We start from the raw sequence: 12,533 nt of genomic DNA on the forward strand, positions 1-12,533 counted from the left end.
TTTAAAATTATGCGTGAAAATCGGTTACTGAAACTTTGACTTCAGCAACAATGCCTTTGCGAATAACAAAATCACCAAAACATTCACCGTCATTACGCTCACTCGCCCATTGGCCTATGAGCTTATCGAATGCATCTAGGTAGACATCTTCGCCAACATTTTCTAAATACAATTTAGGAATACGCGTGCCTTCACGGTTACCACCTAAGTACACGTTGTATTTACCCGGGCCTTTACCAACAAGCCCTGCTTCTGCCAACATCGCGCGGCCACAGCCATTCGGGCAACCCACAACACGCATAATAATGTTGTCATCACCCATACCGTGTTTCGCTAAGAGCGCTTCTGTTTTCTCAATTAAGCTTGGTAAGTAACGCTCAGCTTCTGCCATCGCTAACGGACACGTTGGTAATGCCACACACGCCATTGAGTTTTTACGTTGCTCAGTATGGCTGTCATCAATTAAACCATGATTACGAGCAATCTCTTCGATAACGGCTTTTTGATCAGCGGGTACGCCAGCAATGATCAGGTTTTGGTTTGCCGTCATACGGAAATCACCTTGGTGAATTTCAGCAATTTTACGGCATCCCGTTTTGAGTGGTTTATCTGGGTAATCTAAAATACGGCCACTTTGAATAAACAGCGTTAAATGGTGCTTACCATCAATGCCTTCTACCCAGCCAATACGGTCACCACGATGCGTAAACTCGTACGGACGACTATCTTCGAATTTAACACCAGCACGCTTTTCAACTTCCGCTTTAAATACATCCGAACCTACACGGTCTAATGTGTATTTGGTTTTTGCATTTTTACGGTTTGAACGGTTACCCCAATCACGTTGAACAGACACCACGTGCTCAGCAATTTTCAATGTGTGTTCAAGTGGAATAAAACCAAAGTCATCTGCTTTACGTGGATACGTAGCTGTATCACCGTGAGTCATCGCAAGACCACCCCCCACTAACACGTTAAAGCCAACTAATTTGCCGTTTTCTGCAATTGCCACAAAGTTTAAATCATTGGCGTGTACATCCACTTCGTTATTCGGTGGAATCGTTACCGTCGTTTTAAACTTACGTGGTAAGTACGTTGAGCCTAAAATGGGCTCTTCGGTGGTTTCGCTCTTTTCGCCATCTAACCAAATCTCAGCATAAGCCTTGGTTTTTGGTAATAAATGCTCAGAAATCTTCGCGGCCCACTCGTACGCTTCTTGATGAAGCTCTGACTCAACTGGGTTCGTCGTACACAGTACATTTCGGTTCACATCGCCCGCGGTCGCAATTGAGTCAATCCCCACGCTATCAAGCATTTGGTGCATGCCTTTAATATTGGGCTTAAGCACGCCATGGAACTGGAACGTTTGACGCGTGGTTAAACGAATACTGCCGTAGCTGGTTTTCTCGTCGGCGAATTTATCAATCGCTAACCATTGTTCAGGCTTGATGATACCGCCTGGCATACGCGCACGTAACATAACATTATGTAACGGCTCTAGCTTTTGTTTAGCACGTTCAGCGCGAATATCGCGGTCATCTTGCTGGTACATGCCGTGGAAACGGATCAACTGGAAGTTATCAGCGGTAAAACCACCGGTGATTTCATCTTTTAAATCTTGTGCAATGGTGCCACGTAAAAAGTTACTTTCTCTTTTCAAACGCTCGTTATCAGAAAGCTTTACGTTTTTGTCTTGTTCGCTCATGGTATTTCCTAAATTTGTTACGGTGACGGCTGTTAGCTTTTAAACGTGTTTAATACACGTCTTTCTGATAGCGATTGGCGCTACGTAAATCTTTTAAGTATTGCTCAGCTTGCTCATCATCTTTGCCGCTGTTTTCTTTGATGATGTCAACCAGTGCGTGGTGCACATCTTTCGCCATACGATTAGCATCACCACAAATATAGATGTGTGCTCCGGCTTCTAACCACGCAAACACCTCTTTGCTGTTTTTACGTAGTTTGTCTTGAACATAAACTTTTTCCGCTTGGTCACGGCTAAATGCCACATCCACTTTAGTGAGTAAGCCTGACTTTAAGTAGCCTTGAATTTCTACTTGATACAAGAAGTCTTGCGTAAAGTGTGGGTTACCAAAGAATAGCCAGTTTTTACCACTTGCTTCACGGGCGTCTCGTTCTTGTAAAAACGCACGGAATGGCGCAATACCGGTACCCGGACCCACCATAATAATGGGCGTTTCGTCGCTTACTGGTAAGCGGAAGTTGTCGTTATGCTCACTGAATACTTTTACCTTACAGCCTTCTTCAGCTCGACGCGCTAAATAACCAGAACAGCCCCCTAAGTGCTCGCTGCCAAATGCGTCAAACTCAACCAGACCAACCGTTAAGTGCACTTCTTCTTCAACTTCGGCTTGGCTCGATGCAATCGAATATAAACGCGCTTGTAGTTTGCGTAAGCAATCTACTAACGTTTGTGCGTCAAGCTTTGCTGGGTTTTGACGAATAATATCGAAGATTTGGCGAGGCTCAATGTACTCACGCATAGCCGCTTTATCTTCAACAAGCTTTAATAATTCAGGGTTACCCGTTGCTGTTGCGTATTTTTCAACAAAGCCAGGGTAAGACTGCGTTAATTCTAACTTTTCAATCAGTGCATCACGTACGCTTAGCGTTTCGTCGCCTAGTTTAACCGTGCTCGATGCATCGATTTGTGTAAGCGCAAGTACTTCATCAACAAGCGCTTCGTCATTTAAGAAGTACACACCCAACGAATCACCCGGTGTATAGGTAATATCAGAACCTTCTAGAGAAATCTCAACATGACGTACATCTTTCGTTGAATCACGGCCTGTGATCTTTTGTACCACACTAAGCTCAGCGGCAAACGGGTTTTGTTTGGTGTATTGACTTGCTGCTGGTGCTGCTGCACCAAATGGCATTGCCACCACTTGACCACCGCTTGTTTGTTGCTGTGCTTTTAGGTCGGGTTCAAATGCATCAAGCGCACCGTCTATCCATTTTGCAGCTTCGTCATCGTAATCAACGTCTAAGTCTGCGCGTTGGAAAATAGTTTCTGCACCTAGTTTATTGAAGCGCTCTTCAAAATCTTTTGCTGTTTGGCAGAAGAATTCGTAGCTTGAATCACCTAAACCAATTACTGCTACCTTTACACCATCTAATTTAGGTGCTTTTTTGGTGGTTAAGAATTCATGTAAGCTTTCTGCATCTTCAGGTGGCTCACCTTCACCGTATGTTGATACCACAACAGTGATAAATTTTTCTTTTTTCAGGGCTGTAGGCTTGTAGTCTGCCATATTGACTAGTTTTACTGCTAATCCACGTGATTCAGCTTGCTCTTTTAATTTGCTTGCAACACCTTTGGCGTTGCCTGTTTGTGAGCCGTATAAAATAGTGAGTGGTGCAGCATCGCCTGCAGCAGGAGCCGCAGCAACGCCCCCTGTTAATGCACCCGCATTAGCACTTGCAGCTAAGTAACCACTTACCCACGCTTGCTGAATTGGATTAAGTTCAGCCACTAAGCCTTGCAGCTTTTGTACTTGCTCTTGCGATAGCGGGCTCGCCGCTGCATTTAGTTGACTCAACAACATGAATTTATTCCTCGTAACCCTGAAAGTTAACTGCGAAACCCCTTGCTACTGGCATTTCACTAACAATTTTTTCGACTTTAAAAGAGCTCAAACGATGCTTTTTAAAAGTTTATCTGAGCGTGAAGAATAACGAGGTCTCGCGCGATTAAAAAAGAATAGAATCTGCTTTGATATTCCATTTAGTTATTAATTTTCATATTTACTATAAAAAACAGATTAAATGCTTACTTAGTCGAATAAATATTTTACCAATTAACATTATTGCAACATACCGTGTTTAGCCTATACTCGCTGTGTTCATTTTAAGAACAGACAATATAACAATGAAAAGGAAACAATAATGTCACACGGGACATGTAATAAAATAATGCTAGCCAGCAGTTTGCTGTGTTTAGCAAGTTCAGCAATGGCGAATATCAACAATGCTGATTTCGAAACTTGGTCAGCAGGTGCCCCCTCAGGTTGGAGCACAATTGACAGTGGTATAAATCTCAGCAGCAACAGTAATGTGGTTTACTCGGGTAACTACTCAGCTCGCGTTACAGTGAATACAGGTACGCAAAGTAATACTGATTTATTACAAATGGTTGATGTCGTTGCGGGTGAAAGCTATGAGTTTTCGGCGTGGGTTTATCATACCGAAGGGGGGGTGAAGGCACGCCTTGTCGTTGATGGCTACCAAGGTTATTCAAACTCAGCATTAACAAATCAATGGCAACAGATCAGCTATCAATATACCGCATCAGTAACAACCTCTATCGATGTAGGATTACGTTTTTACGACGTAACGGGCTTTGATGGCAGCGAAGTTGTTTATGTCGATAACTTTGCGCCAAACACTGGCACACCGCCTCCACCTGCGGGGGGCTGTACAGATAACCAAGTCGCTCTTACCCTCACCACCGACAACTATGGTGAAGAGACCAGTTGGCAAATTACCAATGCTCAAGGCAGCACAGTAGCATCAGGCGGCAGCTACGCTGCTAATACGAACTATAACGAGCAAGCCTGTTTAGTTGATGGTGACTACACATTCACTATTTTTGATAGTTACGGTGATGGCATGTGCTGTTCATTCGGTAATGGCAGCTACAGTCTTTCTTTAGGTCAAACTGTGCTTGCCAGTGGCGCAAGCTTCCAAAGCTCAGAGGCTACACCGTTTAGTTTAGGTGATAACACTGGCGGCGGGAATGGCGGCGGTACCACACCAACAGAACCGACAGGTTATTATGTAACGACTCAAGGTCTTACGGGCTATGCTTTAAAAACGGAACTGTACAACATAATTAAGGATCATAACTCACAAGGTTATTCGGCTATTTGGGGATTTTACGACCTCGCATCGCGTGATAAATACTTTGAGAATGATAACTCAATTTTAGACCGTTATTCAGAGAATCCAGCAGGCCAAGACAGCTATAACTATGTTGCTGTGAGCGACCAGTGCGGTACCTACAACAGTGAAGCTGATTGCTATAACCGCGAGCATTCGTTCCCAAAAAGCTGGTTTGGTGGCACTGTTGAGCCCATGAATTCAGATGTACATCATATCTTTGCCACTGATGGCTATGTAAATTCAAAACGCAGTAACTACCCTTTCGGCGAAGTCGCCAGTGCAAGCTACACCTCTAGTAATGGAAGCAAATTAGGCAGTGCCGCTAGCTCATTAAATTATTCAGGTACGGTATTCGAACCGATTGATGAGTTTAAAGGTGATTTTGCACGGGCTTATTTTTACATGGCAACACGCTATGAAAATGTGATTGCTAACTGGCAAAACAACACAACGTATAGCAATGCTGTGCTTAATGGCTCATCAAGTCAGGTGTTCGAGAACTGGGTCATTGCGATGCTATTAAAATGGCATAACGACGACCCTGTTAGTCAGCTTGAACTTGATAGAAACCAAGCCGCATTTGAATTCCAAGGAAATCGTAACCCATTTGTTGATCACCCTGAATTTGCAGAAATGATTTGGTAACTTCGTTAAGGCAAGACACTTAACGTCAGTTAAGTGTCTTTTTTAATCAAGTAAAACCACTTTATTTGCCGCAATTAACCCGTCTACATAGCGCTTTTCTAAATGCCACGGATGACGCTTCCATCCTCGAAAAGCGAATCCAGCAATATGTATTTTATCAAACTGCGATAAATAGAAAGCGATAGCTAGAGTGCCAGAGCTTGGGCAATAAGGTCGATGTATTACAGGTCCTAAAGTAAGCAAGTGAGCGAGTAATGATTGTCGAAACTGAGCGCTTAAACGTTCACATTTACAGTGCAGACCATACATCTTAAATAACTGATTAGCGTAGTCTATCTTGCCTTTTCGATGAATTAATTTAAAAAAGCAGTGCAACAACGGATGAGGGTTAGGATCGGTGATCATAACCTGTGAAAGCCCTTCGAGTGGTATTGTAAGCGGTCTCTCTAGTAAGCCATGCGCCTGATAGCCTCGCCCAACTAGCCATAGATCGGTACAACGCTTACCTAAATGGGCTGGCATGTCTGCACAACGATTAAACCTAACCACGCGTGGGCAGCGATTAACGCTCGCTGCGATATGCGCACCCACAGGGCCATTACCTAAAATAATAATGTTTGGTTGTTGCATAACCCAAGGCACTCCATGTTATTCCTTAAAACAGTGTTATTTCACGCCAGCAACATGACCAGTTAATGACAGCTCACGCTAAATGTAATGTATATGCTAAACGTGTGTGTTCAATAAACAGTACATCATGTCGTTGCCGCTCAACACGGATACGGTAACCAAGATGATGTAACACCTGTTTTAATAAAGCTTGATGCTGCTGCGGTGTTGAATAATGAGAAATATCGAGTGCAACTAACAATGCCTCAGCGTAATGAGATCCTGATAAAAGAGACCGAAAAATACGGTTCTGTACGTCGATGATTTGTGTGACTGAGGTGTTGTAGCAATTAATTTGTAGACTTAACAGGTAGTTTTCGAGTGCATTCATAGCAACGTCCTTCTAAAAAACGCCACTTTAAAAGCTCAACTTTAGTTAAGGTAAAGAACTTTATTTATTTTTTGCTCCACTTATTCATAATCTCCTTGAACAACGCCGCTTCTTTATCTTCACAGGGTCTGGGTGAACCACTCGGTACGCCTGATTTACCGAACACTGAATTAAAGTCAATGCCATAACACTGTCCATTCAGCATCTCGATGCGTCGACTACCATCACCATTTTCCCATAATACCGTGGCTTCGCTTGAAATTGAGTACTCTTTAGGGCTCGTTATTCGTACTCCACTCGCATTGTTTGTTGCTGAGTGTAAATTTCCTGTCGCGTGCGCGGTCGACTGGTTGTACTCAACATCCATGTTAGGTAATGGCGCATAAGGATTAAGCTTTTTAAATGGCCTTGGTGATACCTCTGATGCAACGATTTCAGGCTCTTTTGTTGGCGTAGCGACTGTTGACGCATTGGTCATTGTCCTTCCTCTGGAATTTGTTTGAGCAGCCAGACTTAAAGTACTTTCATTCATAGCTGCGTAACTCGGCTGTTCAGCAACTTCTGAAGCAGTGTCCTCTGATTTTGGTTCTGTCGCAGAACCTAATTGGCTACTCTTAGCTTTTTCTTCGGGCGTTTTTTCTACATCTATATTTAAACGAGGTAAGGTCGTGAGATCAACGGTAACATAGGCTTGCATCACACCTTTAGGTTCAAGCCAAGGCGCAACAATGACACGCTGAGCATGTTTAGCAAATATAAGCAGTATGAGAACATGAAGTGTAATCGAAAACACCCATGCTTTATAACGTCCCTTTAACACCAACACTCCTTGTTTTTTATTCTAAGAGTATTTAATAACCCAATAAGTTCATTGTTAACTCGTAAGGGGTTAGCACACAGTAAATCCCGTTTAACTGGTCGCAATTCGCTTAATTAAGTGGTCTATGTTGAGGTGCAAAACGTGTCGGTGGCAAGGCACTAATTTGGTTATTGAAGTGTACGAAATCAACAAAGTATAACGCTGTGAACGTCAGGTTTAGTGTTTTAAATGAGTAATACCATTCCTTGATAACAAAGCAAAAATTTAGTTATTTTGTTGTTCTCGGCAATTGCTCCTGCATTTCCCTACCTCCATGCAGTCGTAAATCAGACATTTATAACGTAAGTAGCAACAGGTTTAATCACTCAAAATGAGTAAGTATTATTGCGGGTTGGTATCAGAGTTATTTCAAGTGGGTATACCCCCTACTCACTGAGCTAACGACTCACGTCACAAAGCAGTGAAGGTTATTTTAAATACAAAAAACCCCAGCAAAGCCGGGGTTTTTTAGTAAGTAAACTTAATTAAAAATTAAGCTTGCTTTGGACGCTCAACAACGTCTACTAAAGTCCAAGACTTAGTCTTAGAAATAGGAGCACACTCACGGATAGTAACTACGTCACCAGCTTGAGCTGTATTGTTTTCGTCATGTACGTGTAACTTAGTCGTACGTTTGATGAATTTCCCATAGATTGGGTGCTTCACGTAACGTGCGATAGCAACAGTGAAAGATTTATCCATCTTGTCGCTGATTACACGGCCTTGAAGAGTACGGATTTTATCGCTCATTATTGACCTGCCTTCTGGTTAATAATTGTTTTTACACGCGCGATATCGCGACGTACTGTTCTTAGCGTGTGTGTTTGAGCTAACTGACCAGTGCTTGCTTGCATGCGCAGGTTGAACTGCTCACGAAGAAGTCCTAGAAGTTCAGCATTTAGCTCTTCTACGCTTTTGTCTTTTAGTTCGCTAGCTTTCATTACATCACCGTCCGAGTTACGAAAGTTGTTGTGAATGGTAATTTACGTGCTGCAAGGTTGAACGCTTCACGAGCAAGCTCTTCAGAAACACCTTCCATTTCGTAAAGTACTTTACCAGGTTGAATTTCAGCAACCCAATACTCAACAGAACCTTTACCTTTACCCATACGAACTTCTAATGGCTTGTTCGTAATTGGCTTATCTGGGAATACACGAATCCAGATTTTACCTTGACGCTTTACGTGACGTGTCATAGCACGACGAGCTGCTTCGATTTGACGAGCAGTCATACGGCCACGACCAGTAGCTTTCAAACCGAAAGTACCGAAGCTTACTTTGTTACCGTTTTGCGCTAAACCACGGTTGCGGCCTTTGTGCATTTTACGGAATTTTGTACGTTTTGGCTGTAACATTACTCGCTACCTCTACTTAGCACTTTTTTTGGCTTTCTTTGGCGCGCGTTTAGCTGGCTTCTCTTGCTCTTGTACTAGTGGTAAACCACCAATAACTTCGCCTTTGAAGATCCAAACTTTAACACCAATGATACCATAAGTGGTTAAGGCTTCAGAAGTTGCGTAGTCGATATCAGCACGAAGAGTATGTAGAGGTACACGACCTTCACGATACCATTCTGAACGTGCGATCTCAGCACCGCCAAGACGACCGCTAACTTCAACTTTGATACCTTTTGCACCAATACGCATTGCGTTTTGTACCGAACGCTTCATAGCGCGACGGAACATAACACGACGCTCTAGTTGTGACGCAATACCGTCAGCTACTAGTTGTGCATCAAGTTCAGGCTTACGAACTTCAGAAATATTGATCTGAGCCGGAACACCTGCAATCTTAGTTACTGCTTGACGTAGTTTTTCAACGTCTTCGCCTTTTTTACCGATAACAACACCAGGACGAGCTGTGTGAATTGTTACACGGATAGATTTTGCTGGACGCTCAATAACGATTTTAGACACAGAAGCCGCTTTTAATTCCTTAGTAAGGAATGTACGTACTTTGTGATCGCCAAAAAGCTGATCAGAGAAATCTTTTGAATTCGCGTACCAGGTAGAAACCCAAGGTTTAGAGATACCTAGGCGAATACCAGTAGGATGAACTTTTTGTCCCATTACTTATACTCCTAGCTATCTGAAACCACAACAGTGATGTGGCTTGTACGCTTAAGGATGCGGTCTGCGCGTCCTTTAGCACGTGGCATAATACGCTTCATTGTTGGACCATCGTCCACAAAGATCGTAGTTACACGAAGCTCATCAATGTCAGCACCTTCGTTATGCTCTGCGTTAGCAATAGCAGACTCAAGTACTTTCTTAACTAATACAGCCGCTTTTTTAGGGCTGTACGCCAGGATTTCTAGAGCGCGATCAACCGGAAGTCCGCGGATCTGATCTGCAACTAGACGTGCTTTTTGCGCCGAACCAGAGGCGAATTTATGTTTAGCTAATGCTTGCATTTATCATTCTCCTCTTAACGTTTCTTCGCTTTCTTATCCGCAGCGTGACCGCGGTAAGTGCGAGTTGGTGCAAATTCACCTAGTTTGTGACCGATCATTTCGTCTGTGATAAACACAGGAACGTGCTGACGACCATTATGGACAGCGATGGTCAATCCGATCATGTTAGGTATGATCATTGAACGACGGCTCCAAGTTTTAATTGGCTTCTTGTCACCGCTTTCCAACGCTTTCTCTACCTTCTTCAGCAAGTGTAGGTCAATAAAAGGACCTTTCTTGAGAGAACGTGGCATGGCTATTCCTCAACTATTATTTAGTACGACGACGTACGATAAATTTATCAGTACGCTTGTTCTTACGTGTCTTAGCACCTTTAGTCGGTTTACCCCATGGAGACACAGGATGACGACCACCAGATGTACGACCTTCACCACCACCGTGCGGGTGATCTACCGGGTTCATGGCAACACCACGAACTGTCGGACGGATACCACGCCAGCGATTTGCACCAGCTTTACCTAGTGAACGAAGCATATGCTCAGCATTGCCTACTTCACCAAGTGTTGCGCGACAGTCAGCTGGAACTTTACGAACTTCGCCAGAACGAAGACGTAGAGTAACGTATTGACCTTCACGTGCAAGGATTTGAACGTATGCACCAGCAGAACGTGCGATTTGAGCACCTTTACCTGGTTTTAATTCTACGTTGTGAACAGTCGAACCTACAGGCATGTTACGCATTGGTAATGTGTTACCAGCTTTGATTGGTGCATCAACACCAGACTGGATTGAATCACCAGCTTTTAAGCCTTTAGGTGCAATAATGTAACGACGCTCACCGTCTGCATATAATACAAGAGCGATGTTTGCGCTACGGTTTGGATCATACTCTAGACGCTCAACAACAGCTGGAATGCCATCTTTAGTGCGTTTAAAGTCGATTACACGGTAATGATGCTTATGACCACCACCGATGTGACGAACCGTGATACGACCTTTGTTATTACGACCACCAGACTTAGAGTTTTTCTCTAGTAGTGGTGCGTAAGGTTTACCCTTATGAAGATCAGGGTTAACCACTTTAACCAGGTGACGACGACCCGCAGAAGTTGGTTTACACTTTTGAAGTGCCATAATTCTAACTCCCCTTATTACTCGGCGCCGCCGACAAAGTCTAGCTCGCTACCTTCTTTAAGAGTAACGTAAGCTTTCTTCCAGTCTGAACGACGACCGAAACGCATGCCAGTACGTTTTGTTTTACCCTTAACGTTTAGTGTGCGAACACCAGTTACTTCTACTTCAAAAAGCTTCTCAACTGCAGCTTGAACTTCAGCTTTAGTTGCATCTTTAGCTACTTTGAAAACAATCGTGTTGTTTTCTTCAGCAGCGATAGTGCTTTTTTCAGAGATATGTGGAGCAAGGATCACTTTTAAAAGACGTTCTTCACGGATCATGCTAGCGCCTCCTCAAGTTGCTTAACAGCAGCAGCTGTAATAAGTACCTTATCGAAAGCGATTAGGCTTACAGGATCGATACCAGCTACATCACGCGTGTCAACCTTGTACAGGTTACGTGCCGATAAGAATAGATTCTCATCTACTTCTTCAGTCACGATAAGAACATCTTTAAGCTCAAGTTCTTTAAGCTTAGCAACTAGTTCTTTAGTTTTTGGTGCTTCAAGACCAAACTGCTCAACAACGATTAAACGCTCTTGACGAACTAATTCAGATAAGATGCTTTTGATCGCACCGCGGTACATTTTACGGTTTACTTTTTGGCTATGATCTTGTGGTTTAGCTGCGAAGCTAACGCCACCTGAACGCCAAATTGGGCTACGGATTGTACCAGCACGTGCACGGCCAGTACCTTTTTGAGCCCATGGTTTTTTACCACCACCGCTTACTTCAGAACGTGTCTTCTGAGCACGAGTACCTTGACGAGCACCTGCTGCGTAAGCAACAACTACTTGGTGTACTAATGCTTCGTTAAACTCACGTCCAAAAGTAGCTTCAGAAACTTCAAGAGCGCCAGAAGCGTCTTTAATTGCTAATTCCATCACTAAATCTCCAGGACTTATGCTTTAACAGCTGGTTTAACGATAACGTCACCGCCGATAGCGCCAGGTACTGCACCTTTAACTAAAAGCAAGTTACGCTCAGCGTCAACGCGAACTAGTTCTAAGTTTTGAGTCGTTACACGCTCAGCACCCATGTGACCGGCCATTTTCTTACCTTTAAACACCTTACCAGGTGATTGGTTTTGACCGATTGAACCAGGAGCACGGTGAGATAGAGAGTTACCGTGAGTCGCGTCTTGCATGCTGAAATTCCAGCGCTTAACACCACCTTGGAAACCTTTACCTTTAGAAGTACCGGTTACGTCAACTTTGTTGATTTCGTTGAATAATTCAACAGTAAGCTCAGCGCCTACTTCAAAATCGCCTTCACCACCATTTAGGCGGAATTCCCACAGACCGCGACCCGCTTCAACACCTGCTTTAGCGAAGTGACCCGCTGCAGCTTTGTTTACACGGCTTGCTTTTTTAGTGCCTGCGGTTACTTGAAGCGCGTTATAACCGTCTGTTGCTTCAGATTTGATCTGAGCAATACGGTTAGGAGTCGCTTCGATAACTGTCACAGGGATAGATACACCATCTTCAGTGAAGATACGTGTCATACCCACTTTACGACCGACTAGACCTAATGCCATTTT

16 protein-coding genes are annotated in these 12,533 nt (G+C 43.6%); 1 reads left to right on the forward strand and 15 read right to left on the reverse strand.

The features are described from left to right. Positions 1-7: 7 nt before the first annotated feature. A complete protein-coding gene (gene cysI, locus LPA49_RS08775) occupies positions 8-1,705 on the reverse strand; it encodes an assimilatory sulfite reductase (NADPH) hemoprotein subunit (protein WP_036974192.1) in 1,698 nt (565 codons plus the stop codon). A 49-nt stretch (positions 1,706-1,754) separates the two neighbouring features. Beyond that, entirely contained in the window at positions 1,755-3,569 is a 1,815-nt protein-coding gene (locus tag LPA49_RS08780) for an assimilatory sulfite reductase (NADPH) flavoprotein subunit (RefSeq protein ID WP_036974194.1), read from the reverse strand. A 340-nt stretch (positions 3,570-3,909) separates the two neighbouring features. Between LPA49_RS08780 and LPA49_RS08785 the strand changes: the two genes are divergently transcribed. Then, positions 3,910-5,550 (forward strand): endonuclease, encoded by a 1,641-nt coding sequence (locus LPA49_RS08785; protein ID WP_036974196.1) that lies wholly within the window; start codon positions 3,910-3,912, stop codon positions 5,548-5,550. Between the two features lie 42 nt (positions 5,551-5,592). Here the strand turns inward: LPA49_RS08785 and LPA49_RS08790 are convergent, their stop codons facing one another. The 13 genes from LPA49_RS08790 to rplC all read right to left on the reverse strand — a co-directional run bounded on the left by LPA49_RS08790 (position 5,593) and on the right by rplC (position 12,530). After that, a complete protein-coding gene (locus LPA49_RS08790; protein ID WP_036974200.1) occupies positions 5,593-6,180 on the reverse strand; it encodes a hypothetical protein in 588 nt (195 codons plus the stop codon). A gap of 73 nt (positions 6,181-6,253) precedes the next feature. Next, positions 6,254-6,550: a hypothetical protein gene (locus tag LPA49_RS08795; protein WP_036974202.1), complete on the reverse strand. Its 297-nt coding sequence runs from the start codon at positions 6,548-6,550 to the stop codon at positions 6,254-6,256. 64 nt (positions 6,551-6,614) lie between these two features. Continuing rightward, positions 6,615-7,370 (reverse strand): hypothetical protein, encoded by a 756-nt coding sequence (locus LPA49_RS08800; RefSeq protein ID WP_036974204.1) that lies wholly within the window; start codon positions 7,368-7,370, stop codon positions 6,615-6,617. Between the two features lie 531 nt (positions 7,371-7,901). Beyond that, on the reverse strand, positions 7,902-8,159 hold the full coding sequence (gene rpsQ, locus LPA49_RS08805; protein ID WP_036974206.1) for a 30S ribosomal protein S17: 258 nt from the start codon (positions 8,157-8,159) through the stop codon (positions 7,902-7,904). Continuing rightward, positions 8,159-8,350 carry a 50S ribosomal protein L29 gene (rpmC, locus tag LPA49_RS08810; RefSeq protein WP_004588692.1) on the reverse strand — a complete coding sequence of 64 codons (192 nt, stop codon included), beginning with the start codon at positions 8,348-8,350 and terminating at the stop codon, positions 8,159-8,161. Before rpmC ends, rpsQ begins: the two co-directional genes overlap by 1 nt. Next, complete coding sequence (gene rplP, locus LPA49_RS08815) at positions 8,350-8,763, reverse strand: 50S ribosomal protein L16 (protein WP_036974208.1); 414 nt, start codon at positions 8,761-8,763, stop codon at positions 8,350-8,352. The genes rpmC and rplP overlap by 1 nt, the downstream gene beginning before the upstream one ends. Before the next feature lie 12 nt (positions 8,764-8,775). Next, a complete protein-coding gene (rpsC, locus tag LPA49_RS08820) occupies positions 8,776-9,477 on the reverse strand; it encodes a 30S ribosomal protein S3 (protein ID WP_036974210.1) in 702 nt (233 codons plus the stop codon). A gap of 11 nt (positions 9,478-9,488) precedes the next feature. Next, complete coding sequence (gene rplV, locus LPA49_RS08825) at positions 9,489-9,821, reverse strand: 50S ribosomal protein L22 (protein ID WP_004588690.1); 333 nt, start codon at positions 9,819-9,821, stop codon at positions 9,489-9,491. 14 nt (positions 9,822-9,835) lie between these two features. Beyond that, positions 9,836-10,114, reverse strand: coding sequence for a 30S ribosomal protein S19 (rpsS, locus tag LPA49_RS08830; RefSeq protein WP_010376377.1), 279 nt, complete (start codon positions 10,112-10,114; stop codon positions 9,836-9,838). Positions 10,115-10,130: 16 nt separating this feature from the next. Next, the gene (rplB, locus tag LPA49_RS08835) at positions 10,131-10,955 is read right to left on the reverse strand and encodes a 50S ribosomal protein L2 (RefSeq protein WP_036974212.1); all 825 of its coding nucleotides are present in this window, start codon (positions 10,953-10,955) and stop codon (positions 10,131-10,133) included. A gap of 17 nt (positions 10,956-10,972) precedes the next feature. After that, positions 10,973-11,275 carry a 50S ribosomal protein L23 gene (gene rplW / locus LPA49_RS08840; RefSeq protein ID WP_036974214.1) on the reverse strand — a complete coding sequence of 101 codons (303 nt, stop codon included), beginning with the start codon at positions 11,273-11,275 and terminating at the stop codon, positions 10,973-10,975. Beyond that, the gene (gene rplD / locus LPA49_RS08845) at positions 11,272-11,877 is read right to left on the reverse strand and encodes a 50S ribosomal protein L4 (RefSeq protein WP_036974217.1); all 606 of its coding nucleotides are present in this window, start codon (positions 11,875-11,877) and stop codon (positions 11,272-11,274) included. The genes rplW and rplD overlap by 4 nt, the downstream gene beginning before the upstream one ends. A 17-nt stretch (positions 11,878-11,894) precedes the next feature. Continuing rightward, positions 11,895-12,530 carry a 50S ribosomal protein L3 gene (gene rplC / locus LPA49_RS08850; RefSeq protein WP_036974218.1) on the reverse strand — a complete coding sequence of 212 codons (636 nt, stop codon included), beginning with the start codon at positions 12,528-12,530 and terminating at the stop codon, positions 11,895-11,897. Between the last annotated feature and the right edge of the window lie 3 nt (positions 12,531-12,533).

The organism is Pseudoalteromonas sp. MB41, assembly GCF_020966275.1.
GTDB classification, from domain to species: Bacteria; Pseudomonadota; Gammaproteobacteria; order Enterobacterales; family Alteromonadaceae; genus Pseudoalteromonas; species Pseudoalteromonas lipolytica.